This window comes from Pseudomonas sp. TH08, from assembly GCF_016651275.1.
Taxonomy (GTDB): domain Bacteria; phylum Pseudomonadota; class Gammaproteobacteria; order Pseudomonadales; family Pseudomonadaceae; genus Aquipseudomonas.
Map to the genome: position 1 here is coordinate 76,405 of NZ_JAEKEE010000002.1, position 25,334 is coordinate 101,738.

Annotated in this window: 22 protein-coding genes; 13 read left to right on the forward strand and 9 right to left on the reverse strand. The window is 59.1% G+C overall.

The genetic code is table 11. From position 1 onward, the window contains the following. Positions 1-41 precede the first annotated feature (41 nt). Both JFT91_RS09960 and JFT91_RS09965 read right to left on the reverse strand, forming a co-directional pair. Positions 42-359 carry a transcriptional regulator gene (locus JFT91_RS09960; RefSeq protein ID WP_201230838.1) on the reverse strand — a complete coding sequence of 106 codons (318 nt, stop codon included), beginning with the start codon at positions 357-359 and terminating at the stop codon, positions 42-44. A 113-nt stretch (positions 360-472) separates the two neighbouring features. Beyond that, positions 473-709, reverse strand: a complete 237-nt coding sequence (locus JFT91_RS09965) for a glutaredoxin family protein (protein ID WP_201230840.1) — start codon at positions 707-709, stop codon at positions 473-475. Between the two features lie 207 nt (positions 710-916). Here JFT91_RS09965 and JFT91_RS09970 point away from each other — a divergent pair, with 207 nt between their 5' ends. Then, entirely contained in the window at positions 917-2,629 is a 1,713-nt protein-coding gene (locus JFT91_RS09970; protein ID WP_201230846.1) for a monovalent cation:proton antiporter-2 (CPA2) family protein, read from the forward strand. Here the strand turns inward: JFT91_RS09970 and JFT91_RS09975 are convergent. Beyond that, complete coding sequence (locus tag JFT91_RS09975) at positions 2,626-3,834, reverse strand: ammonium transporter (RefSeq protein WP_201230848.1); 1,209 nt, start codon at positions 3,832-3,834, stop codon at positions 2,626-2,628. The genes JFT91_RS09970 and JFT91_RS09975 overlap by 4 nt on opposite strands. A gap of 305 nt (positions 3,835-4,139) precedes the next feature. Here JFT91_RS09975 and JFT91_RS09980 point away from each other — a divergent pair, with 305 nt between their 5' ends. From JFT91_RS09980 to JFT91_RS10015, 8 genes are all read left to right on the forward strand, one after another. Further along, a complete protein-coding gene (locus JFT91_RS09980; protein WP_201148449.1) occupies positions 4,140-4,454 on the forward strand; it encodes an ElaB/YgaM/YqjD family protein in 315 nt (104 codons plus the stop codon). A 2-nt stretch (positions 4,455-4,456) separates the two neighbouring features. Continuing rightward, positions 4,457-4,843 carry a phage holin family protein gene (locus JFT91_RS09985; protein WP_201148450.1) on the forward strand — a complete coding sequence of 129 codons (387 nt, stop codon included), beginning with the start codon at positions 4,457-4,459 and terminating at the stop codon, positions 4,841-4,843. Then, the gene (locus tag JFT91_RS09990; protein ID WP_201230850.1) at positions 4,840-5,178 is read left to right on the forward strand and encodes a hypothetical protein; all 339 of its coding nucleotides are present in this window, start codon (positions 4,840-4,842) and stop codon (positions 5,176-5,178) included. Before JFT91_RS09985 ends, JFT91_RS09990 begins: the two co-directional genes overlap by 4 nt. A gap of 123 nt (positions 5,179-5,301) precedes the next feature. Then, entirely contained in the window at positions 5,302-6,465 is a 1,164-nt protein-coding gene (locus tag JFT91_RS09995; RefSeq protein WP_201230852.1) for an EAL domain-containing protein, read from the forward strand. A 68-nt stretch (positions 6,466-6,533) separates the two neighbouring features. Next, complete coding sequence (locus JFT91_RS10000) at positions 6,534-7,862, forward strand: deoxyguanosinetriphosphate triphosphohydrolase (RefSeq protein WP_201230854.1); 1,329 nt, start codon at positions 6,534-6,536, stop codon at positions 7,860-7,862. Between the two features lie 392 nt (positions 7,863-8,254). Then, entirely contained in the window at positions 8,255-8,881 is a 627-nt protein-coding gene (locus JFT91_RS10005) for a response regulator transcription factor (protein ID WP_201148455.1), read from the forward strand. An 8-nt stretch (positions 8,882-8,889) separates the two neighbouring features. Then, positions 8,890-12,534: a transporter substrate-binding domain-containing protein gene (locus JFT91_RS10010; RefSeq protein WP_201232294.1), complete on the forward strand. Its 3,645-nt coding sequence runs from the start codon at positions 8,890-8,892 to the stop codon at positions 12,532-12,534. A gap of 48 nt (positions 12,535-12,582) precedes the next feature. Then, complete coding sequence (locus tag JFT91_RS10015; protein ID WP_201232295.1) at positions 12,583-15,528, forward strand: HD domain-containing phosphohydrolase; 2,946 nt, start codon at positions 12,583-12,585, stop codon at positions 15,526-15,528. Here JFT91_RS10015 and msrC read toward each other — a convergent pair whose 3' ends face one another. Together msrC and JFT91_RS10025 are read right to left on the reverse strand one after the other, a co-directional pair. Next, complete coding sequence (gene msrC / locus JFT91_RS10020; protein ID WP_201232296.1) at positions 15,529-16,011, reverse strand: free L-methionine (R)-S-oxide reductase MsrC; 483 nt, start codon at positions 16,009-16,011, stop codon at positions 15,529-15,531. It abuts the gene before it with no gap. Beyond that, positions 16,008-16,898, reverse strand: a complete 891-nt coding sequence (locus JFT91_RS10025; protein WP_201232297.1) for a DUF815 domain-containing protein — start codon at positions 16,896-16,898, stop codon at positions 16,008-16,010. The genes msrC and JFT91_RS10025 overlap by 4 nt, the downstream gene beginning before the upstream one ends. A 166-nt stretch (positions 16,899-17,064) precedes the next feature. Here JFT91_RS10025 and JFT91_RS10030 point away from each other — a divergent pair, with 166 nt between their 5' ends. Beyond that, positions 17,065-19,386 (forward strand): hybrid sensor histidine kinase/response regulator, encoded by a 2,322-nt coding sequence (locus tag JFT91_RS10030; protein WP_201232298.1) that lies wholly within the window; start codon positions 17,065-17,067, stop codon positions 19,384-19,386. On the opposite strand, the gene JFT91_RS10035 is transcribed toward JFT91_RS10030, so the two are convergent. The 3 genes from JFT91_RS10035 to msrB form a co-directional block, all read right to left on the reverse strand. Continuing rightward, positions 19,370-19,831 carry a MarR family winged helix-turn-helix transcriptional regulator gene (locus JFT91_RS10035; RefSeq protein ID WP_201232299.1) on the reverse strand — a complete coding sequence of 154 codons (462 nt, stop codon included), beginning with the start codon at positions 19,829-19,831 and terminating at the stop codon, positions 19,370-19,372. The genes JFT91_RS10030 and JFT91_RS10035 overlap by 17 nt on opposite strands. After that, positions 19,828-20,313: a glutathione peroxidase gene (locus tag JFT91_RS10040; protein WP_201230868.1), complete on the reverse strand. Its 486-nt coding sequence runs from the start codon at positions 20,311-20,313 to the stop codon at positions 19,828-19,830. Before JFT91_RS10040 ends, JFT91_RS10035 begins: the two co-directional genes overlap by 4 nt. 170 nt (positions 20,314-20,483) lie before the next feature. Further along, positions 20,484-20,879: a peptide-methionine (R)-S-oxide reductase MsrB gene (gene msrB, locus JFT91_RS10045; protein ID WP_201232300.1), complete on the reverse strand. Its 396-nt coding sequence runs from the start codon at positions 20,877-20,879 to the stop codon at positions 20,484-20,486. Between the two features lie 224 nt (positions 20,880-21,103). Between msrB and JFT91_RS10050 the strand changes: the two genes are divergently transcribed. Together JFT91_RS10050 and htpX are read left to right on the forward strand one after the other, a co-directional pair. Further along, positions 21,104-22,315 (forward strand): pyridoxal phosphate-dependent aminotransferase, encoded by a 1,212-nt coding sequence (locus JFT91_RS10050; protein WP_103483824.1) that lies wholly within the window; start codon positions 21,104-21,106, stop codon positions 22,313-22,315. 304 nt (positions 22,316-22,619) lie between these two features. Continuing rightward, positions 22,620-23,507, forward strand: coding sequence for a protease HtpX (htpX, locus tag JFT91_RS10055; protein WP_201232301.1), 888 nt, complete (start codon positions 22,620-22,622; stop codon positions 23,505-23,507). A gap of 194 nt (positions 23,508-23,701) precedes the next feature. Here the strand turns inward: htpX and JFT91_RS10060 are convergent, their stop codons facing one another. After that, positions 23,702-24,364, reverse strand: a complete 663-nt coding sequence (locus JFT91_RS10060) for a thiopurine S-methyltransferase (RefSeq protein WP_201232302.1) — start codon at positions 24,362-24,364, stop codon at positions 23,702-23,704. Between the two features lie 103 nt (positions 24,365-24,467). Between JFT91_RS10060 and JFT91_RS10065 the strand changes: the two genes are divergently transcribed. Next, a complete protein-coding gene (locus JFT91_RS10065) occupies positions 24,468-25,235 on the forward strand; it encodes a DODA-type extradiol aromatic ring-opening family dioxygenase (RefSeq protein ID WP_201232303.1) in 768 nt (255 codons plus the stop codon). The last annotated feature ends 99 nt before the right edge of the window (positions 25,236-25,334 follow it).

Genomic DNA, 25,334 nt, shown 5'->3' on the forward strand with positions numbered 1-25,334 from the left:
CATTATCCAACACTGGGGGAAACGAACCTAGCGCAGAATCCTCAGGCCGGAATCGACTTGAGCGCCGCAGCCTCAGTGAATTCCTTGAGCCAGCGCAACACCTCGACCGCCTCCCAACGACCCGGGTCATACAAGGCATAAAGCAAACCCTGGTAACCGACCACGTCGAGTTGCTTGTGATAACCGGCTCGCTGAAACAGCGCCTCGATCTCAGCAAAACACGTATTGAAATGGACTTTATTGAACGGCGTCTTGCCTTCCGTGACCAAGCCGTCGAGACGCAATTCGGTGACGGCCTCGCGCACCACGTCAACCGACATTCGGTTCACGCTGTTCTTCAACTGTTCGACATTGACCACGGTTTATCCCTCTGACCCAATTACTGTATGAACATACAGTAACCGAATAAACCGTAAAGTGCCAAGGAATGGATGAGCAGTCGCGACCAGCGGGGAGGCGCCGCAAACGCGGGTTAACCCAGGAACGCCACGACCTCATCGGCGCTGAACGGCCAGCCCAGTTCCGCCCCGGTGTCGACGCGGCGTAACACGGGAATCCGTAGGCTGTAAGCCTCGAACCAGGTTTCGTTGTCAGCGATATCCACCAGTTCCACCAGCAGACCGTGTTCGACAAATGGCATCAGCTCGGCTTCGGCCAATTCGCACAAATGGCATCCGAGGGTGCCGAACAGCTGACATTCAGGAGGCATGATCGCTCGACCACAAAAAGAGTGCGCCTATTCTAGGCCGCCGCGCAAAACCCGTCGACCCACCGCCGCCCAAAGGCTTGAGCCTGCCGGCACGGCTTGTACGCAAAACCCTGACGCAAATCAGTTCGCAGAAAAACCAATTGCACGATGCTCCCGGTCTTTTTGCCTCTACGCTTGAGAGGCGAAAGCCCGACATCGGAGTGTTAAGTGTTTGCCAACCTGCTGATCATCCTCGCCTCGTCCCTCGTGGTGATTGCCCTGTTCCGTCGCCTGCGACTGCCACCGGTGTTGGGTTACCTGTGTGTGGGCTTGCTGGTCGGGCCGAGCGCCTTCGATTGGGTCAACGAAAGTGAGCACCTGCCTGACGTGGCTGAACTGGGCGTGGTGTTCCTGTTGTTTTCGCTGGGCCTGGAGTTTTCCCTGTCGAAGATGATCGCCTTGCGCCAAGTGGTATTTCGCCTGGGCAGCCAACAGGTGCTGATCAGTGCGGCGCTGCTGGGCTTGCTGCTGATGTCACTGGGCATGCCCATGACGCCCGCCCTTTTACTCGGGGCCGGGCTGTCATTGTCATCGACGGCGATCGTGACCAAGGAGCTCGGCAGCCTTGGTGAGGTGTTCAGCAGCCACGGCCAGAATGCCATCGGCGTTTTGCTGTTTCAGGATGTGGTCGCGGTCTTGCTGCTGACGCTGGTGCCGGTGTTCGCCGGCAGCAGCGATCAGGCCTGGTACTGGGCGCTGCCACTGACCCTGGCGAAAACCGTGGTGCTGTTTCTCGGTTTGCTGCTGGCCAGTCGCTGGCTGTTGCCGCGACTGTTCCATGAAGTGGCAGCCTCGCGCTCGGCAGAACTGTTCGTGCTGCTGGCGTTGGTGATTGTGTTGCTGACCGCGTGGCTGACTCACCTGCTGGGCCTGTCCCCTGCCCTCGGCGCATTTCTCGCCGGCATGCTGCTCGGCGAAAGCCATTACCGACACCAGATCGAGGCCGACATCCGGCCCTTTCGCGACATCCTGCTCGGGGTGTTTTTCGTCAGCATCGGCATGCTCATCGACCTGCAATTGTTCGTCAGTCACAGCCTGCTGATCCTCGGTCTCACCCTCGGCCTGATGGTGATCAAGGGCATCGTTGTGGCGCTGTTGGTGAAGTGGCGCGGCAGCGACAGCGAAACGGCGTGGCGCAGTGGCCTGGCGTTGGCACAGGGCGGCGAATTCTGTTTCGCGCTGATGGCGCAGATGCAGCAGAACAGCATGATGCCCGCTGAACTCGGTGCCCTGCTGCTGGCGGCAACGTTCTGCTCAATGCTGCTGACACCACTGTTGTTGCGCGGCGCACCACGCATTGCTGCGGCCCTGCATCGCAAGCCGAATGAGGAAGCGCAAATCGAACAGATCAGCGCCCTTAACGCCGACCTCGACCAGCACGTGGTGATCTGCGGATACGGTCGCGTCGGCCAATCCATCGGGCGTTTCATGCGCAATGCCAAACAGCCCTTTATCGCCCTGGACAACGATCCGGTGCGGGTGCAGGAGGCCGCGAGCGGAGAAAGTGACGTGCATTACGGTGACTCGGCACGCGGCGATCTGCTGACGGCCGTGGGCCTGCTGCGCGCCAGACTGCTGGTGATCGCCGTGGATCAGAGTGACGTTGCCCTGCGCATTCTCAAGGAAGCACGCCGGCTCAACACGCATGTGCCGATTCTGGTGCGCACCCGCGACGACAGCCAATGGGCGGAACTGAAAGCCGCCGGCGCCACCGAAGTGGTGCCGGAGCTCTTGGAATCGAGCCTGATGCTCGCCTCGCATGCGTTGATCATGCTCGGCCTGCCGGCGCATCAGGTTCAGGAGAAAGTCGATCAGGTGCGCATCGACCGCTATCGCCTGCTGCACGGCTTTTATCCTGGAGCCGAAGATGAAGAATCCTAGTCCTGACTCACTGCGCCGATCTTGTGCAGTGACAGATCGGCGCCGTAATACTCTTGTTCCTGACTCAGGCGCAGCCCATGCAGCGCCTTGATCGCGCCGTACACAACGAAGCCACCGATCAGCGCCACCACGACGCCGAGCGCGGTGCCGAGCAACTGGCTGATGAGGCTGACGCCGCCCAGGCCACCGAGGGCGGTCTGGCCAAAAATCCCGCAGGCAATTCCGCCCCAGACGCCGCACAAACCGTGCAAAGGCCACACGCCCAGCACATCGTCGATGCGCCATTTCACCTGCGCCGCGGTAAAGCACCAGACAAACAAGGCGCCGGCAATCGCACCGGTGACCAGCGCGCCGACCGGATGCATCAAGTCGGAGCCGGCACAGATCGCCACCAGCCCGGCCAATGGCCCGTTGTGCAGAAAGCCCGGGTCATTGCGGCCGACAATCAGTGCCGCCATCGTGCCGCCGACCATTGCCATCAACGAGTTGACCGCCACCAGACCACTGACGCCTTGCAGTGTTTGTGCGCTCATCACGTTGAAACCGAACCAGCCGACAATCAGTATCCACGAGCCCAATGCCAGAAACGGAATGCTCGACGGCGCGAACGCCACCAGGCGCCCGTCGCGATAACGGCCATTGCGCGGGCCAAGCAGCAACACCGCTGCCAGCGCCAGCCAACCGCCCATGGCATGCACCACCACGGATCCGGCAAAATCGTGAAACGGCGCACCGAACTGCGCTGCCAACCACGCTTGCAGACCGTAGTTGCCGTTCCAGATCATGCCTTCGAAAAACGGGTAGATGAACGCGACAATCAGCGCCGTCGCGCACAACTGCGGAACGAATCGCGCGCGCTCGGCAATGCCGCCGGAAATGATTGCGGGGATCGCCGCCGCGAAGGTCAGCAGGAAGAAGAATTTCACCAGTCCATAACCATGATCGGCATTCAACACCGCCGCTGGTTGCATGAACGTCACGCCGTAAGAGATCCAGTAGCCTATAAAGAAATAGGCCAGCGTCGAGACGGCGAAATCGCTGAGAATTTTCGACAGCGCGTTGACCTGGTTTTTCTGGCGAACCGTACCGACTTCCAGAAAAGCGAAACCGGCGTGCATCGCCAGTACCATCACCGCACCAATCAGAATGAACAACGTGTTGGAGCTGTGAACCAGCGTGTCCACAGCGCTTTGCAGATTTTCCATAAAGAGGCAGACCTGAAGGCTAAAAAGGCACCAAAGCGGTTCATGCGCACATTCCATGCACCAAGTTGCGACCACAGAGTCACACAAGCGAATGCCGGGTGAACTGCTTTGGCGCACGAGGTCGATGTGCTGACACGAACCGGGTTTAATTGGGTTAAGGTTTTTCAACACTTACGCCCGGCAACAGCGCACGACCGCCGGGCAACGCACCACGACACAGCAAAAGTTGTACCAGTCATTTGTACTGAACCTTCACGCAAGGCTCATACTCGAACGCTTCAGACGTCACTTACGGAGATCCACCCATGGCCAGCATCAAGGCAAAGACTGCTCAAGAAATCCTCATGAACGACTTCCAGACTTTGGTCGCCGACACCGAACGGTTGCTCGAGCACACCGCCACCCTGGCCGGCGATCAGGCAGATGAACTGCGTGAGCAGATTCACGACAGCCTGCTGCGTGCTCGGGAAACCCTGAAGCTGACTGAAGACTCGCTGCGTGAGCGCGGTCAGGCAGCCGTTACTGCGACGGAAGACTATGTCTCGGCCAACCCATGGCAATCGGTCGGCATTGCCGCTGGCGTCGGCTTTCTGATCGGCCTGCTGGCCACTCGGCGCTGATCATGTCGATCGGTGAATCCGGCCCGACTGCGGGCACCGCATCTTCCACGCGGCGTTTGGGCGCCGCTGTCCTTGGCTTGTTGCACAGTCACGTCGAACTGTTCGGCATCGAACTGCAGGAGCAGAAATCACGCACCGTCAGCCTGCTGCTGTTTGCAGGTCTGGCGCTGGTGTTTGCCCTATTGCTGCTGGTCGGTTTATCGACGCTGGTTCTGATCGTGTTCTGGGACACTTATCGCTTGGCCGCGATCATAGGCCTGTGCGTGTTCTATACCCTGGCGGCGATTTTCTGTGCGGTGCGCCTCAGGGCCGCGATCTTCGATGAGTCCTCACCTTTCCACGGCACGCTCGAAGAGCTGGCCAACGACCGGGAGCGCCTGCTGCCATGAGCCTGCCTGAACTTCCGCACAACAGCTCACGCAGAGAGATGCGCAAGGCACTGATTCGCCTGCGCATGGAAATGCATCGCCAGGAAATCCGCCACGAAACCGGGCAAGTGCTGCAACCCTTGCAGCGCATGCGCGGCATGACGCAGAACCTGCAAGGTGGATTCGGCATCAAACACGCGCCGCTGTGGGGCGTGGCGGCGGTGACGCTGCTGGGTTTCATCACTGGCAAAGGCGCAAAAAGCGGCGGCGTCAGTGGTCTGACCCGATTGGTGCGTCTGGGCACCAGCCTGGGCCCACTGATCAAGCTGGTCATGCAGAACTCGGGCAAGCGCTGAGCTGACGCATCTGGCTACATTCTTGCAGTAACGGCGGGATGAACCTCTTATCCAGAGGTTCAATCCTGCCTGCCTATCCGGTCGGCAGGGTTCAACCAGAACAAGAACGACTAAGGAGGCCCCGTGATTGACGGGCAACCGCTCGCCTGCTTTCAGCCTTTCATCGATACCGCGACCGGACGCATAGCCGGCGTCGAAGCATTGGGCCGTCTGCGCCAGGCCGATGGTCAATTGAGCTCGGTCGGGCCGCTGTTCGCCGACCCTCGGACCCCGGCAATCGCCTTGCGCCGCCTCGACCGGCAGATCCGCGACAACGCCTTGAGCCGTCTGCATGAAGCGCCAGCGGACTGGTTTCTCAGCCTGAACATGTCGCCACGCTGGATCAGCCGTCTTCGCGCCGATCAGGCCTTGCCCAGCCTCAAGCAACTGGCGCGGCACGGTGTCGATCCGCAGCGTATCGTTTTCGAGATCACCGAACTGGGCGGCAACAGCCAGCGCTTGGCTGAAGTGGTGGCGCGCTACCGCGAGGCCGGGGCAAGAATCGCTATCGACGACTTTGGCGCCGGCTACTCGCAACTGGATCGGGTACTCGCGCTGCAGCCAGACATCCTCAAACTCGACATGCGCCTTTTTCAGGCGGCAGCCCTCGGCGGGCCGAGTGGTGACGTGGTCAAGGCGCTGGCGCTGATGGCCGAGAAAACCGGGTGCTGGATCATCGCCGAAGGCGTCGAGACCGAAGCACAATTGAATTACGCTCTGGAGTGCGGCGCGCGTTACGTTCAGGGTTTTCTGTTCGCACGGGCGCAGGAAGCCTTCTTTCCTACCGATGCGTTTGTGCAGCGCTTTGCCGAACTGCGCCAGCGCTATGTGCGGCAAAAGCTTGCTGAACGTGGCCGATTGATGCAAATGCGCCAGCAGCTCAGCGAATTAATGGCGATTCTGCAAGCCTGGGCTCAAGCCCATGCACCTTTGAGTGCACTGCCGAAACTGGAAGCCTTTCCCTGGCTGCTGCGGTTCTACCAGTGCGATCGCCACGGCACGCAACTGACCCCGAACCTGGAATGGCGCCACAACGGCTGGGTCGCCGACGACCGCTATTTGGGGCACAACTGGTCGTGGCGCCCGTACTTCTATCATCTGCTCGCCGAAGGCTGGGAAGAGCGGCGCCTGACCCTGTCGAACACTTACCGTGATGCCACCAGCAACCAGTACTGCCTGACGGCCGGACAATTTTTCGACAACGGTGAACGCCTGCTGCTGATCGATATTGATGCGGCGGGTTTGTAGTTCCGCTTGCAGGCGCAGAGCTGAACCCGGAAGCTAGGGCATCAGTCACCAGACGGAGAGAATCAGCCTTGGATTGGCCTACCCTGCTCAACCGCGAACGCCTCGGAAAACCGCTGCACAGCCCGCAAGAACTCGGCCGCAGCCCTTTTCACAAAGACCATGACCGCATCATTTTCTCCGGCGCCTTCCGCCGTCTGGGGCGCAAGACCCAGGTTCACCCGGTCACCAGCAACGACCACATTCACACGCGCCTGACCCACTCGCTGGAAGTCAGTTGCGTAGGCCGCTCGCTGGGCATGCGCGTCGGCGAAACCTTACGCAGTGCCTTGCCCGAATGGTGCGACCCAGCCGATCTGGGCATGGTCGTGCAATCGGCCTGCCTGGCCCACGACATCGGTAATCCACCGTTTGGTCATTCCGGTGAAGACGCGATTCGCCATTGGTTTCAACAGGCTGCCGGGCGCGGCTGGCTGGATGGCATGAGCGAAGCCGAACGCGGCGATTTCCTCAACTTCGAAGGCAACGCCCAGGGTTTCCGCGTACTCACACAGCTTGAGTACCATCAGTTCGACGGCGGTACGCGGCTGACCTACGCGACCCTCGGCACTTATCTCAAGTACCCGTGGACGGCGCGCCACGCCGATTCGCTGGGCTACAAGAAACACAAATTCGGCTGCTATCAGAGCGAACTGCCGCTGCTCGAGCAGATCGCCCATAAACTCGGCCTGCCGCAAATCGAAGACCAACGCTGGGCACGCCATCCGCTGGTGTACCTGATGGAGGCTGCCGACGACATCTGCTATGCACTGATCGACCTCGAAGACGGCCTCGAAATGGAGCTGCTGGAGTACGCCGAAGTCGAATCGCTGCTGCTGGGCCTGGTCGGTGACGATCTGCCGGAAACCTACCGCCAGCTGGGTCCGCAGGATTCACGGCGGCGCAAATTGGCGATCCTGCGCGGCAAAGCCATCGAGCACCTGACCAATGCGGCGGCACGCGCCTTTGTCGAACAGCAAGATGCACTGCTTGCCGGCACGCTGCACGGAGATCTGGTGGAACACATGCACGGCCCGGCCAAACGTTGTGTGTTGAACGCCAAGGACATCGCCCGCAAGAAAATCTTTCAGGACAAGCGCAAGACCCTGCACGAAATCGGCGCCTACACGACCCTGGAAATCCTCCTCAACTCGTTCTGTGGCGCTGCGCTGGAACAACACAACGGTCGTACGCCGTCATTCAAAAGCCGGCGCATCCTCGACTTGCTGGGCAATAACGCCCCTGATCCGCAGGGTTCGTTACACAGCTCGTTTCTGCGCATGATCGATTTTATCGCCGGCATGACCGACAGCTATGCCAGCGATATGGCGCTGGAAATGACCGGACGCTCCAGTCACTGATCACGTAATGTTCAACTGGCCGGCAAGGTCGGCCAGTTGAATACATGACAATCACTTGCGCTGTCCGATATCGGAGTCGATGCATGCGTTTTCAGCGATTTGGCGACGCAATGTAACCACATGATACAAACAACAAACTTTCAAGCAGCCACATTTTTTAAACATCTACAAAAAAGTCAGTTATAGCCAGCATTTGCAAAACATTCAAAGCTAACTATAAGCCGCTGCAAATCCCGCACTTCCTTACGTCGAACCTAGTTCAGACGTAGTCCTCGTCCTCATTACTTGTAGGAATAATCCGATAACACACCTTGAGCCATACCCGTTCATGTGAGCGCTCATACATCTGAGCTAAGGTGCGCGCTTTATTCGTGCTTGTATGGGATTTGATTATGAACTCCGTTTTTATCGTCGACGATCACCCGGTCATCCGTCTTGCTGTTCGAATGCTGCTGGAACACGAAGGCTACAAGGTCGTCGGCGAAACCGATAATGGGGTCGATGCCATGCAAATGGTGCGCGAGTGCATGCCGGACCTGATCATTCTCGACATCAGCATTCCCAAGCTCGACGGCCTGGAAGTCCTTGCGCGGTTCAACGCCATGGGCTCTTCATTGAAAACCCTGGTGCTCACCGCGCAATGCCCGACTCTGTTCGGTATTCGCTGCATGCAGTCCGGCGCATCGGGATATGTCTGTAAACAAGAAGACTTGAGCGAACTGGTCAGCGCAATCAAAGCGGTACTTTCCGGTTATAACTACTTCCCCAGTCAGGCTTTGAATCCGGTTCGCACTGATGATATTCGTTACGCTGAACTGGAACTGTTCAAGTCCGTCAATGATCGTGAACTTATGGTGTTGCAATTATTCGCTCAAGGTCGCACCAACAAGGAAATCGCCAAGGGCATGTTTCTCAGCAATAAAACCGTCAGCACCTATAAAAAACGCCTGATGCAAAAACTCAAAGCCAAATCCCTTGTAGAACTTATCGAGATGGCCAAACGTAACGCACTCGTGTGAGAGCCAGCATGCCCAGTCGTTTAAAGGACTATTTAATTGCCTTGAGTGCCAGTCTGTTGCTGAGCACCAACGCCTTCGCCGTGCTCTCGACCACCCCGCACTATTCGCTGCTCAGCCGCTCGGCAAGCGAATCAGTGCCGGTGACGCTGCAACCGTCTCAGCAGCAATGGCTACAGACTCGTAGCGAACTGATACTGGGCACATCTGCTCCCGATTATCCGCCCTTCGACATGACAGTCAGCGGTCGTGATTACGAGGGTCTGACCGCTGACTATGCAGGTTTCCTGAGCATCGCCACAGGTTTGCCTGTGCGCATTGAGCGTTTCCCTTCCCGCGATGCTGCCATTCGCGCGCTGGTCGACGGGCAAGTCGACATGCTCGGTACGGCCAACGGCTACGAGGCCCGCAACGCTAACCTCGCGCTTTCCGTTCCCTACGCCACCGATCAACCCGTCCTTGTCACCCGCGAAGGCGAAAGCCGCTCTCTCAGCGAAGGCCTGGCGGGACTGCGCCTGAGCATGGTCTATCACTATCTGCCGCTGGCCGAAGTCAAGGCGCTGTACCCCAAGGCACTGATCACCTGCTACCCCTCCTACCAGAACGCGCTCAACGCCGTCGCGTTCGACCAGTCCGACGTGTTTCTCGGCGATACCCTCTCCACCCACTACATGATCAACAAGGGCTACCTGAACAACGTGCGCATGGCCAACTTTGGCAAGCAGGAAGCCCAGGGATTCAGCTTCGCCGTGCGCCGCAATAACCCCAGGTTGCTGGAAATCATCGACACCGTACTCAACGCCGTGCCACGCAGTGAACGCGAAAACATTGCCAAACGCTGGAGTGCCGGCAGCGACCTGCTGCTCACCGACCGCAAGCTGCAATTGAGTCAACGCGAAGAGTCGTGGATCAAACGTCATCCCGTGGCCAGCGTGGTGGTGAACGAGGCCTACGCACCGCTGACGTTCTTCGACAGCGACGGCAACTTTCGCGGGATCAGCGCCGACCTTCTCGAACTGATTCGCCTGCGCACCGGCCTGCGTTTCGAGATCCGCCGCAGTCGCAACGACGCCGAGATGATCAAGCAGATCGACAACCATCAGGCCGACCTCATCGCCGCGCTGCTGCCGACGGCCGAACGCGAAGAAACCCTGAATTTCAGTCGGCCGTATCTGGAAAACTCTTACGTCCTGCTGACCCGCAAAAGTGCCGACAGCGCGACCAACCTCGGTCAGCTCAAAGGCAAGCAAGTGGCGATCGCGCAAGGCAATCCGATGGTCGAGTACCTGCGCCGGGACTTTCCGAGGATTAATCTGATCGAAACGGCGGACACCTTCAGCGCGGTCTCGTTGCTGGCTGAAGGTCATGTCGATGGCGCCGTGAACTCGCTGGTAATCGCCAATTACTTCATCTCGTCACGCATCTTCGACCGTGCGCTGCAGATCACCACCACCATCGGCACTGGTCAGGCGGCCTTTTCACTGGCCACTGCGCGCGACAATACCGAACTGAGTTCAATCATCAACAAGGCCTTGCTGAGCATCGCGCCTGAAGAACTCGGTGTCATCAATGGCCGCTGGCGCGGTTATTCAACCGCCGCCCAGAACACCTGGCGCAATTACCAGCGCCTGTTCTATCAAGTGATTATTGGCGCCTGCCTGGTTCTATTGCTGTTGCTCGCCTGGAATGCCTACATGCGCCGACAGATCAAACAACGTCGGGCCGCCGAGCGGGCGCTGAACGATCAGTTCGAGTTCATGCGTTCACTGGTCAACGGCACGCCACATCCGATCTACGTTCGCGACCGCCAGGGCCTGCTACAGAGCTGTAATGACAGCTATCTTGAGGTCTTCAACACCAGACGCGAAGACGTCATTGGCAAAAGCGTAATGGACGGCACCCTGAGCAACGCCTTCGAAGCCCAGGCGTTTCAAGCGGATTACCAGCGCGTAGTGGCCGAAGGGATTCCGCTGTTACTCGACCGGCCGCTGCACATCGGCAGCCGGCGACTGACGATCTATCACTGGATCCTGCCATATCGCGACTCTGGCGGTGATGTGCAAGGCATCATCGGCGGCTGGATCGATATCAGCGAACGCCGCCAGTTGTTTGACAAGTTGCGCACGGCCAAGGAGCTTGCGGACGATGCCAACCGCGCAAAAAGTACCTTTCTGGCGACGATGAGCCACGAAATCCGCACACCGATGAACGCGGTGATCGGCATGCTCGAGCTGACGCTCAAGCGCATGGATCAGCAACACCCGGATCGTTCATCGATCGACACCGCCTACCACTCGGCCAAAGACCTGCTGGGTTTGATCGGCGATATTCTGGACATCGCGAGGATCGAATCCGGACGCCTGACCCTGTGCCCGGAACGGGTCAATCTGGTCGAGACAGTGGCGTCTGTCAGCAGAATTTTCGACGGTCTCGCCCGACAGAAAAACCTCTCCCTGCACCTGACGTTCAATCCCCCGGAGCTGGCAGTCGATGTGCAACTGGACCCATTGCGCTTCAAACAGGTGCTGTCGAACCTGGTGAGCAATGCCATCAAGTTTACCGAACAGGGCCACATCAGGATTACCGTGGATCTCATGACCACGGACATGCCTGGGCCTGCCTTGATGCAGTTAAGCGTTCAGGACAGTGGCGTCGGGATCAGTGCCGAGGACCAGCAGCGTCTGTTCGAACCCTTTGCCCAGGCAGAAAACAGCACACAACAAAGCCGAGGCGGCGCAGGCCTGGGCCTGGTCATCAGTCGCAACCTGTGCGAGATGATGGGCGGCAAACTGCAACTGAGCAGCCATCCCGGAATCGGTACTCAGGTGTGTATTTCCCTGCCGCTGGAAACCTTGCCAGCCGAAGTCGTCACGCGAAAAATCGAACCGTCGATCAACCCTACGCTTACGCCCCTGAATGTGCTGGTGGTCGACGATCATCCCGCCAATCGCTTGTTGATGTGTCAGCAGCTTGAGTTCCTCGGACACCGTTTCAGCGTCGCCGAAAATGGCAGCAGCGGACTCGAACTGTGGAAGGAAGGTCAATTCGATCTGGTAATCGTCGACTGCAACATGCCGTTGATGAACGGCTATGAACTGACCCGCGCCATTCGCCAGCATGAGCTGCAGCACCGCTGTCCACCCTGCACGGTGCTGGGTTTCACCGCCAACGCGCAACCTGAGGAGATACAACGCTGCAAGCAGGCGGGCATGGATGATTGCCTGTTCAAACCCTTGAGCCTGAGCCAGTTGAGTCAATGGGTCGACAGCGTGACACCGGCATCGACACCTGCCGCATTCAATCTGCAAAGCCTGAACATGCTCACCGGCGGCAACCCCGAGCAGAGCCGACGGCTGTTGGTTGAATTATTGAAAAGCAGCCGCCTCGATCGCGAGGAACTGCTCGCGCTGTCGCCACAAAATGATTGCCAGGCATTGGTCGTGGTTGCCCACAAGATCAAGGGGGCCGCACGCATCGCCCAGGCCTCGCGGGTGATCGAGTGCTGCGAAGCCCTTGAGCAAGCCTGTACGCAAACGCTGGCAAAAGAAGAGATCGCCCGTCGTTGCGCCGCCAGTAATCAGGTGATGCTCGAACTGGAGCACGCCCTGCAGCAACAATTGGATTTAACCGACCAAGGCAGAATGACTGTGCCTTAACTATGCTTGGGCGCTGAGCAGTGAGTTACACCCTATGGAGAGCCCGAAATGCCCAGCCCACTGCGCCCGGAACAACGCCGGTTTCCCTTGCATGTGCACATCAGCGTCATGTTCACGTTTTTGCTGCTGCTCACCGGCATCGTGCTGGGGCTGTTCAATTATCGGCAGACCACGCAGATCATCCTCTCTAGCAGCGAGAAGCTGTTCAACCGTATCGAACAGGACGTGCGTCTCGACCTGCATGCCACCTACCAGCCGATCCGGCATCTGTTGAGCCTGTTGGCGGAAAACCCGGCCACCCAGGCGCTGCGCCTTGATCAGCGCCTGCCGTTGCTCAGACCGTTCAGCCAATCGCTGACCGACAACCCGGATCTGGCCTCGTTATATCTGGGTTACGCCAATGGTGACTTTTTCATGGTGCGGCCCCTGCGCACGGCGGCACTGAAAACCCTGCTCAAGGCACCGGAAACGGCGGCTTATCAGGTCTGGAACATCGAACACGACGCCGAGGGTCAAGCACACTCGCAAACACTGTTTTTCGATCAATCACTGACCCCCATCAGCCGCCTGGACAACCCTGAAGATACCTACGATCCACGCAGCCGTGCCTGGTTTATCAGCGCTCGGCAGCAATCCGAACAGATCACCACCGAACCGTACGTATTTTTCTCGACCCACAATGTCGGCACCACCCTTGCCCGACGCAGCGGCGACAACGCCGTCATCGGCGCCGACCTGACGCTGCAAGCGCTGTCCGCGACCCTGAGCAAACACGTGGTGACGCCGGCCACCGAAATTGCCCTGTTCAACGCTGACGGCAATGCCGTGGCCTACCCCGACAGCAGTCGACTGATTGTCGATGACCGCACCGCGCGGCTGGCCAAAGTCACCGACCTGAGCCCGAGCCTGCACGCATTGCTGTCCGGCGAGCAGAGGGGCAACCGTCTGGAGGCTGACGGTCGACAATGGATCGTGGCCCGCAGCAGCATGCAGGAGGGTGGCCCGAAGGGATTGCAACTGGCGTTGCTGGTGCCTGAGGACGAACTGCTGGTCGATGCTTACCGCATGCGCTGGCAAGGCGCGCTGATTACGCTCGCCACCTTGCTGCTGTGCCTGCCCCTGGGCTGGCTGATTTCACGGCTGCTGGTCAAACCCTTGCACGCATTGGTGAAAGAAGCCGACGCGATTCGCAGTTTCGACTTCAATTTTCCGCTCGCGCGGCGCTCGCCAGTGCTCGAAGTCGACCAACTGAGCGTGTCGATGGCGCGGATGAAAGACACCCTGGCGAGTTTCTTCCGTATCACCGACAGCCTGTGCGCCGAAACCCGCTTCGCCCCCTTGCTGCAACGGGTGCTGTTCGAAACCGTGCAGATCGCTCAGGCCCAGGCCGGTCTGATCTATTTGCGCGATAGCGACGGCAGCCGTATGGAGCCTTACGGGCTAGTGGTCGACGGTACCGCGCAAACCCTTGAGGCGTTTGATATTCAGGGCCGAGACCTGCAAGCGAATGAGGGCCCGGCATGGTTTCAGCAACTGGCGGTCGCCGACAATATCGTCAGCAATCTGGGTTTCGAGCAGGCTGGCGATCTGCAAAAAGTCCTGCTGGCGATGTCCTCGCCGCGCGTGCACCTGATCGGTATCCGCCTGCGCAATCGACACAACGAAACCATTGGCTTGCTGATTCTGTTGGTGAACGACAGCGGCACCGCGGCCGATCTGGAAAAACTGCGGCCCGACCGCATCGCTTTTCTGCAAGCGGTCTCCGGGGCAGCGGCCGTCAGTATCGAAAGCCAGCGGTTGCAAGCCAAACAGAAACAACTGCTGGATGCGTTCATTCAATTGCTGGCCGGTGCCATCGACGCCAAAAGCCCGTATACCGGCGGTCATTGTCAGCGGGTGCCGGAACTGACGCTGATGCTCGCGCATGCCGCGGCTGCCAGTCAGGCGCCCGCGTTCAGCGCCTATCAGCCCAGCGAAGATGAATGGGAGGCGCTGCATATCGCCGCGTGGCTGCACGATTGCGGCAAGGTCACGACGCCGGAATACGTCGTCGATAAAGCCACCAAACTGGAAACCATCAACGACCGAATCCACGAAATTCGCACGCGTTTCGAGGTGCTCAAGCGCGATGCCTGGATCAGCTACTGGCAGGCGCTGGCCATGGGTGGAGACGAAACCTCACTGACCGCACTGCGCGAGACGACCTTGTCGGCACTGGACGAAGATTTCGCCTTTGTCGCGCGCTGCAATCTGGGCAGCGAGGCGATGGCCGAAGCGGATCAGCAACGGCTCAACGAGTTGGCTCACCGCACATGGATGCGCACCCTGGATGATCGCCTGGGCGTGTCATGGGAAGAAAACCGCCGTCAGCAAAAAACGCCGGCACCGCTGCTGCCGGTCAGCGAGAAACTCCTCGCGGACAAGCCCGAGCATCTGCTTGATCGCGATGCCAGCGAGTTGATTCCCGAAGACAATCCATGGGGTTTCAAGCTGGACGTACCGCGCTACAAATACAATCGCGGCGAGCTGTACAACCTGAGCATCACGCGCGGCACGCTGACGCGCGAAGAACGCTACATCATCAATCACCACATGGTGCAGACCATCCTGATGCTCAGTCACCTGCCCTTCCCCGGCCACTTGGACAGCGTCGCGGAAATCGCCGGCGGCCATCACGAAAAAATGGACGGCAGCGGTTACCCGAAACGCCTGAAGCGCGAAGAAATGAGCCTGCCGGCGCGGATGATGGCGATTGCCGATATTTTCGAGGCACTGACGGCGGCCGATCGGCCGTACAAGAAGGCCAAGTCGCTCAGCGAAGCGCTGAACATCATGGCAACGATGAGCCACGAAGCGCACATCGATCCCGAGCTGTTCGCTTTGTTCATCAACGAAGGCGTGTACATGCAATACGCCCTGCGCTTTCTCGATCCACAGCAGATTGATTCGGTGGATTCGGCCAGCCTGTTGCACAAGGCTGGCCTCACGGCATGATCAGCAGTCGGTCAGGCGCAGGAAAATCGCTGCCAGGTGCTCGATACCGGCCTGGTCAGCCGCGCCGAAACGCGCCAGCTTCGGGCTGTCAAGGTCGAGTACACCGATCAGGCGACCGTCCTTGACCAATGGCACCACCAGTTCACTGTTCGACGCGCTGTCGCAGGCGATATGGCCGGGAAACGCGTGAACATCTTCAACCCGCTGGGTCTGCCGAGTGGCCGCCGCGGCGCCGCACACGCCACGACCGAACGGAATACGCACACAGGCGATCTGCCCCTGGAACGGGCCGAGTACCAGTTCCTCGTTGCGATTGAGGTAAAACCCGGCCCAGTTCAAATCATCGAGCTGGTTGAACAGGAACGCTGAAAACTGCGCAGCATTGGCGATAAAGTCGCGCTCGTCCGCCAGCAGCGATTCCAGTTGTGCGGCCAACATGCCATAGCCTTCGAGGCCCTGGCCGCTTTGTTGCAAATCAATCATGCCTTGTGCTCCAACAATTTCAGTCCCACCCAGTAACGGGCGAATTGGTACGCGCAACGTCCATTGCGATTGCCGCGGCCGGTAGCCCAACGCACGGCGAGGATGTCCAGTTCTTCGTCGCGCTGCCAACTCAGGCCGGCCTTGGCCGCCAACTGGCCGATCCAGTGTTCGACGACGTCGAGAAAGTGTTCTTGGGTAAACGGGTAAAACGACAGCCACAGACCAAAACGGTCGGACAGTGCGATCTTGTCTTCCACCGCTTCGCTGGGATGCAACTCACCGTCGACGCGCTTCCAGTTTTCGTTATCGCTCTCCTTCTCCGGCACCAGATGGCGGCGGTTGGAAGTGGCGTACAGCAAGACGTTCTCCGGGGCCTGCTCCAGCGAGCCATCCAGTACGCTCTTGAGCACGCGGTAATCGCCTTCGCCGGACTCGAACGACAAGTCATCGCAAAACAACACGAAGCGTTGCGGCAGTTTGCCGATCTGCTCGACCACGCGCGGCAAGTCCGCAAGGTGATCGCGCTCGATCTCGATCAGACGCAGCCCCGCCGCGGCGTGTTCCGCCAACAGCGCGCGCACCAGCGAGGACTTACCGGTACCACGCGAGCCCCAGAGCAGCGCGTGGTTGGCCGGCATGCCGTCGAGGAATTGCTGGGTATTGCGGCCCAATTGTTCGAGCTGACGATCGACACCGATCAGGTCGGACAGGCGCATGTCGAGGCTGACTTCCAGTGGCAGTAGATAGCCGCTGCGCCCGTCACGCTGCCAGCGCGCCGCCAGGCAAGTGCTCCAGTCAATCACCGGACGGGGTGCCGGCAACAACGGTTCGATCCGCGCCAGTACCGACTCGGCGCGTTCAAGAAAAGCATTCAATCGGGAATCCACGTCTTCTCCTCGGGCACGTTCACAGTGATGATGGCGATCCAGCGACGACACACAGACTTAAATCCCCCTACCAGGCCTTGTTACAAGGCGATTCGGGAACCTCGGTATCCATACATGATCGACTATGCTTGAGCAGCGAAGGGAAACGGAAGTGGTTCAACACCCCATGGATATCAAATTCACCCACCGGCTATCGTACAAGCAAGCCAAGCTCACTGTGCTGGTCGGGTTCATTCTGGGCACGCTGCTCAGCCTGCTGCAAATCGGCATCGATTATGCCAGTGAAGACGCCTCCATCAACCGTGAAATCCTGTCTTTGCTGGAAATCAGCCACAATCCGGCATCGCGTATCGCCTACAACATCGATGCCGAACTGGCTCAGGAGCTCACCCTCGGCCTGCTGCGGTCGCCGGCAATCATCTCGGCGCAACTGACGGACAACAACAATACGGTGCTGGCCAGCGTCAAACGCCCCGAACTGCAAAGCGGCTATCGGGTGATCAGCGATTTTCTGTTTGGCGCAAAACGCCAGTTCGAAGACCGCCTCTACCTCGATCATCTGCCCGCAGAATCGCTCGGCGCCTTGAGCCTGGAAGTCGACACTTATGCATTCGGCAGCCGTTTTTTACGTCGGGCGGAAATTACCCTGCTCAACGGTTTCGCCCGCAGCCTGATCCTCACCGGTATTCTGCTGGCCTTGTTCTACGTAATGCTGACCAAACCGCTGGTGCGAGTGATTCGCGAGCTCAGCGGACGCGACCCACGCAGCGCCGAGCCGACCACTCTGGAATGCCCGGCCGGCCATGCCAACGACGAGATCGGCGTGCTGGTCAAAGTCGCCAATCAACAGTTCGAAAACATTGCCACGGAAATCCAGCAGCGGCGCAACGCCGAAAACCGTCTCACCGACTATCTCGGCCAGTTGGAAAATATCGTTTCATCGCGCACCGCCGAACTCAAAGCCATCAACGCCAGGCTCAGCCAGTCCAATCAGGAACTGGAAGTCGCCCGCAGCACCGCGCTGGACATGGCCGAAGCGCGCTCGGCGTTCCTGGCCAACATGAGCCATGAAATCCGCACGCCGCTGAACGGCCTGTTGGGGATGATCGCGTTGTCGCTGGACGGCCCGCTGAATGCCGAGCAACAACAGCAGCTGTCGATCGCCCACGACTCGGGCAAAGTGCTGGTGGAGTTGCTCAACGATATTCTCGACCTGTCCAAGTTCGATGCCGGGCAACTGGAGCTCGAACACATTCCATTCGACCTTGGTTCGCTCGTCGAAGACACCGCCAACCTGCTGTCACAGAACGCTGCACCGAGCGTCGAACTGACCTGCCTGATCGACCCGCAGTTTCCTGCGCTGGTACTCGGCGACCCGACCCGGGTTCGGCAGATCGTCAGCAACCTGCTGTCCAACGCATTGAAATTCACCCGTTTTGGTCGGGTCGATGTGCGCTTGTCGGCGCACAAGGACGGCGTGCGTATCGAAGTCTGCGATACCGGGATCGGCATCGCGCAGGAAGCGCAGGTGAAAATTTTCCAGCCGTTCACTCAGGCTGGCGCCGGCATCACCCGTCAGTACGGCGGCACCGGGCTGGGCCTGGCGCTGACCTACAACCTCTGCGAAGCGATGCAGGGGCGTCTGACGATCAGTTCCGAGGCAGGTTTCGGCAGTCAGTTTTGCGCCGAACTACCGCTGCCCTGCCATACCCGCGCTGTCGCCCCGGCGGCGCTGCGCGGAAAAGTTCTGGCGATTACCGCTGGCAGCAGCGGTTTGGCGGAGTTGCTGAAGAGCCTATTGCCCGGCTGGGGACTCGAGTATGAGCAACGTACCATCGACGACTCATTGCTTGGCCTGACTCCCGACGTGCTGATTACCGACTGTCCCGAATGCCTGTTCGGGCTGCGACCGACGCTTGGCGCGCCCATTCTGCTGGTAACCGCCTACGGCAGTTTTCTGCCCAGCGAAGAGGCGGCAGCCCTTGCGCCGCTGCAACAACAGGCACGACCGCTGGCACGAAACGCGCTCTATCAGAACTTGCGGCGCACCTTGCAACCGGACCTTGCCACCATCAATGCTACACAACTTGAAAGCCCACCCTCGACAAGACGCGGGCGAGTGCTGCTGGTCGAGGACAACCCGGTCAATCAATTGGTGGCCAAAGGCATGCTGGGCAAACTCGGCTGTGATGTCGTAGTCGCTGCCCATGGGGCCGAAGCGCTGGATCAGCTGGAATTCCATGAGTTCGACCTGGTGCTGATGGACTGCAACATGCCGGTGATGGATGGCTACGAGGCGAGCCGGCAGATTCGCCAGAGTGGGCGCTGGCCAAATCTGCCGATTGTCGCGCTGACCGCCAACGCCATGTCCGAAGAACGCGAGCGTTGCCGCGCGGCGGGTATGAGCGACTACCTCGCCAAACCGTTCCGCCGCGAAGAGCTGGCAGCGCTGCTCGATCTGTGGATCCCGACTACGACAGCGCTTTGATCTGCCCCAGCAGGTGATCGAGGCCGTCGCGCAAGCCATTGAGCTGATCCAGATCCACACCGCTGTCGCAGAGCAAACGGGCCTTGAGCGGCCCGACCTGCTCGCGCAGTGCAAGCCCGGCTGCGGTCAGGCTCAGGTGCACTTCACGCTCGTCGCGCGCCGAACGCTGACGCTGCACCAGTCGCAACTGTTCCAGTCGCTTGAGCAGCGGCGTCAGCGTGCCGGAATCCAGCGCCAGGCGTTCGCCCAAGGCTTTGACCGTGGGTTGCTCCGGCGCGGTGTCCTGCCATTCCCACAACACCAGCATCGCCAGATATTGCGGATAGGTCAGGCCGAGCTGATCGAGCATTGGCTTGTAACCACGAATCACTGCCCGCGACGCCGCATACAACTTGAAGCACAACTGACTGTCGAGCTTCAGCGAATCGACCGACAAACTGTTCATTTGAGCAGAGCTTCGATCTCGCGGCTCAGATCCTGCGGCTTGGTGGCCGGGGCGAAGCGCTTGACCAACTGGCCGTCCTTGCCGATCAGAAACTTGGTGAAATTCCACTTGATGCCCTGGGAACCCAGTACGCCCGGCGCACGTTTTTTCAGTTGCACGAACAGCGGGTGGGCGCCGGTGCCATTGACTTCAATCTTCTTGAACAGCGGAAAGCTGACACCAAAATTCAGCTCGCAGAATTCGCTGATGGCGCCCTCGTTGCCCGGCTCCTGCTTGCCGAACTGATTGCACGGGAAGCCCAGCACCACCAGACCTTGATCCTTGTAGGTCTGCCACAACGCTTCGAGGCCTTTGTATTGCGGGGTGAAACCACACTTGCTGGCCGTGTTGACGACCAACACCGCTTTACCGGCGAAGTCGGCCAGGGTCTTTTGCTCGCCGTTGATGGTCGTGCAGGGAATATTCAGCAGGTTGTCGCTCATGGGACGGGCTCCGCAAGAAGTCGGGAAAAAACAAACATAGCGAGCAATTAAATTGTGTGCAATTTAATTAATCAGGATTAACCCCGTGTAGGCGCCGCCGAAGGCTGCGATTTTTTGACGTTCAAGATCAAAAGATCGCAGCCTTCGGCAGCTCCTACAATGGAAACGTGTTACGAGCGCGGTTCGAGATTCAGGCACACCGAATTGATGCAGTAGCGCAATCCGGTCGGCGGCGGGCCGTCCGGGAACACGTGGCCCAGATGCGCGTCGCAGCGAGCGCACTTCACTTCGGTGCGGATCATGCCGTGGCTGACGTCGCGGATTTCGGTCATCGCACTGTCGCCGATCGGCGCGTAGAAGCTTGGCCAGCCGCAGCCGGAGTCGAATTTAGTGGCGGAATCGAACAGCGGCTCATTGCAGCAGACACAGTGGTAAACACCGTCGGTTTTGGTGGCGTTGTATTTGCCGGAGAACGGTCGCTCCGTGGCACTGAGGCGGCAAACCTCGTACTGCTGCGGATCAAGCATGGCTTTCCATTCTTCCAGGGTTTTTTCCAACTTTTCCATCATCACACCTCAGCGGCTGAAAAAGCCCGATCTGTACCTTTTCCACGGATCGGGCGGCACGTATGATTGCGCCTCGTCACGTGCCAGTCTGGCAGCCAGACCGGGCGCATTCAAACGGATTCTGGAGGCCACGGTTCCAGACGTCCGCCTGTGCGAAGACGCAGGAATCCCAGTACGGTTGTCCATTCGCCGCCTGGATCGTTCATTTTCGGGATCACATCGCCATGCAGTTCAGCAAATCGAACAAGCTCGCCAACGTCTGCTACGACATTCGCGGCCCGGTGCTCAAGCACGCCAAACGACTGGAAGAGGAAGGCCAGCGCATCCTCAAGCTGAACATCGGCAACCCGGCGCCGTTTGGTTTCGAGGCACCGGACGAAATCCTTCAGGATGTGATCCGCAACCTGCCGACCGCGCAAGGCTACAGCGACTCCAAAGGTCTGTTCAGCGCGCGCAAGGCAGTGATGCAGTACTACCAGCAAAAAAACGTTGAAGGTGTCGGCATCGAGGACATCTACCTGGGTAACGGCGTATCCGAACTGATCGTGATGTCGTTGCAGGCGCTGCTCAACAACGGCGACGAAGTGCTGGTACCGGCCCCGGACTACCCGCTGTGGACCGCTGCCGTTAGCCTGGCGGGTGGCAACGCCGTGCATTACCTGTGCGACGAAGGCGCCGACTGGTTCCCGGATCTGGCCGACATCAAGGCCAAGATCACCCCGAATACCAAAGCGATGGTGATCATCAACCCGAACAACCCGACCGGCGCGGTGTATTCGAAGGAAGTGCTGCTGGGCATGCTCGAGCTGGCCCGTCAGCACAACCTCGTGGTCTTTTCCGACGAAATCTACGACAAGATTCTGTATGACGATGCCGTGCACATCTGCACCGCTTCGCTGGCCCCGGACCTGCTGTGCCTGACCTTCAATGGTCTGTCGAAGTCCTACCGCGTGGCGGGTTTCCGCTCCGGCTGGATCGCCATCTCCGGGCCCAAACACAATGCCCAGAGCTACATCGAAGGCATCGACATGCTGGCCAACATGCGGCTGTGCGCCAACGTGCCGAGCCAGCATGCGATTCAGACCGCGCTGGGCGGCTATCAGAGCATCAATGATCTGGTGTTGCCGCAGGGTCGTCTGCTGGAACAGCGCAACCGTACCTGGGAGCTGCTCAACGACATTCCGGGCGTAAGCTGCGTCAAACCGATGGGCGCGCTGTACGCATTCCCGAGAATCGACCCTAAAGTCTGCCCGATCCACAACGACGAAAAGTTCGTGCTCGACCTGCTGCTCTCCGAGAAGCTGCTGGTGGTGCAAGGCACGGCATTCAACTGGCCGTGGCCGGATCACTTCCGCGTGGTCACCCTGCCGCGCGTCGATGATCTGGAAATGGCCATCGGCCGCATCGGCAACTTCCTCAAGTCGTACCGCCAGTAATTGGCCAGCAGTGCGCAACGGCCCGAACGTTGCGCGCTGTCTGATTCAGCAACACTTCTACATCCCCCGCCCTCACACGCCTTCTACACTTGCGATTCGTAGTGCTCACAAACGCCTGACGTAATAGCGACGGGTCTCGGCTATCTGTCGTCCATGTCGCTGTGTGCTGTGGGAAACCAGCCGTGTGCCGAAGAATCTGCTGTAGGACACAGTTTGAAATAGTCACTCGGTTGAATAGCCCGGTGCAGCACCTTATATACCCCGCAGTACGCTACATCTTTAGCTTGAGGAGATTTCTACAACCATGATGCGCATCCTGCTGTTTTTGGCCACTAACCTGGCGGTCGTGCTGATAGCCAGCATCACCCTGAGCCTGTTCGGCTTCAACGGGTTCATGGCGGCCAACGGGGTTGATCTCAATCTCAATCAGCTGCTGGTTTTCTGTGCGGTCTTTGGTTTTGCCGGTTCGCTGTTCTCGCTGTTCATCTCCAAGTGGATGGCGAAGATGAGCACCAGCACTCAGATCATCAGCCAGCCACGTACCCGGCATGAGCAATGGCTGTTGCAAACCGTTGAGCAACTGTCCCGCGAAGCCGGGATCAAGATGCCCGAAGTCGGTATCTTCCCGGCCTACGAGGCCAACGCCTTTGCCACCGGCTGGAACAAGAACGACGCGCTGGTCGCGGTCAGCCAGGGCCTGCTCGAGCGTTTTTCGCCCGATGAAGTCAAAGCCGTGCTGGCGCACGAAATCGGCCACGTCGCCAACGGCGACATGGTTACCCTGGCGCTGATCCAGGGCGTGGTGAACACATTTGTAATGTTCTTCGCGCGGATCATCGGCAATTTCGTCGACAAGGTGCTCTTCAAGAACGAAGAAGGCCAAGGCATTGCCTACTACGTGGCGACCATCTTCGCCGAACTGGTGCTGGGCATTCTGGCCAGTGCAATCGTCATGTGGTTCTCGCGCAAACGCGAATTCCGCGCCGACGAAGCCGGCGCCCGTCTGGCCGGTACCAGCGCGATGATCGGCGCACTGCAACGGCTGCGAGCTGAACAGGGCCTGCCAGTACACATGCCCGACACCCTGAATGCCTTTGGCATCAATGGTGGCATCAAACAGGGCTTCGCCCGCATGTTCATGAGCCACCCACCGCTGGAAGAGCGTATCGACGCCTTGCGTCGTCGCGGTTGATGCAACCGATGTAACAACGAAAAAGGCCCGCAGTGATGCGGGCCTTTTTTGTTGCCTTGAAGAGTGGGCTGTTCTTGCTGGCCTCATCGCGAGCAGGCTCACTCCTACAGGGTTCTGTGGCGCTCACGCAATCTACGATTCAGCACAAAGCAATGTAGGAGTGAGCCTGCTCGCGAAGAGGCAGCCACAGACAATTAAATTTGCCTGGAAGAAATCCGATAAACCCGCTCTTCCAGCCGCGTCACTCCCGCCTGGACAAATTTCCAGCTATCGTCCAACACGTCCTGCGCCTCTAACAGCTTTACCTGCCATGTTGAACCCAACAAACGCTGCACCTGCGCACCGTCAACCGAGAAGGGTGGCCCAGCCATTTGCGTCTGATCGTAATCCAGCGTGATCAATAATCCCTGTAACCCAACAGGCAAGATGCTTTGGAGATGCGCCGCATACTGCTCACGCATCGGCGGCGGCAAGGCGATCAGCGCTGCGCGGTCATAGAGTGCCGTGCAATCAGCAACGTCTGTCGCTGTCAGCGCGAAAACATCACCGCACCACAACTCGATCAGGCCCGCGCGATAGACCTTGAACGCACCCTGCTCACTGACTTGCGGTTGCAGTGATTGTTCAGCGAAAAAGTCTTCGACGGCTTTTTCCGCCAGCTCGATCCCGAGCACGCGGTGGCCACGTCCCGCCAGCCACAGCAAATCCAGACTTTTCCCACACAAAGGCACCAGCACGCGCGCTTGCGTCGGGATCGCGAGATCCGGCCAATACCGTTGCAGATACGGGTTCACTTGCGGCAGATGGAAGCCGATCTGATTGGAAGCCCACTTCTTTTGCCAAAACTCAGGCTGCATGAATATCCCCTAAAAAATCGATCAAAAGGCGTTAAAACTTATATTAGATTTAGATCAATGATCTGACTGAAGATGACCTCATCTTACCGCTCAGGAACCCATCATGTTTCCCAGCCTGTTTATTTCCCACGGTTCGCCCATGCTCGCACTGGAGCCCGGCGCCAGCGGCCCGGCTCTCGCACGTTTGGCAGCCGAACTGCCGAAACCCAAAGCCATCGTGATCGTCTCCGCCCACTGGGAGAGCCAAGAATTACTGGTCAGCAGCCATGCGCAACCGGAAACCTGGCATGATTTCGGTGGCTTCCCTCGTGCGTTGTTTGAAGTGCAATATCCGGCGCCAGGCAATCCGCAACTGGCTGCCGAAGTCGCCGATCTGCTGGCCGCCAACGGTCTGCTTGCGCGCCTCGATCCGCAACGTCCGTTCGATCACGGCGTGTGGGTGCCCTTATCGCTGATGTATCCGCAGGCCGATATTCCGGTGGTGCAGGTTTCCTTGCCAAGCCGTGCAGGCCCGGCGCTTCAGACCCGCGTTGGACGGGCGCTGGCCGGTTTACGCGAGCAGGGGATTCTGCTGATCGGCTCTGGCAGCATCACCCACAACCTGCGCGAACTGGACTGGCATGCTGGGCCGGAAAGCGTTGAACCGTGGGCTAAAGACTTCCGTGACTGGGTAATCGCAAAGCTCGCGGCCGACGATGAGGCGGCGCTGCACGACTACCGCCAGCAGGCGCCGAACGCAGTACGCAGCCATCCGAGTGATGAGCATTTGTTGCCGTTGTATTTTGCGCGAGGGGCGGGTGGCGAGTTCAGCGTGGCGCATCGGGGGTTCACGATGGGCGCGCTGGGGATGGATATTTATCGTTTCGGCTGACGTCATCGCTGGCAAGCCAGCTCGCACAGAGTTTTGTGTGAATCCAAAAACAGACAAAAAAATCCCCGAACCAGTCGGGGATTTTTTATGTTCGATCAA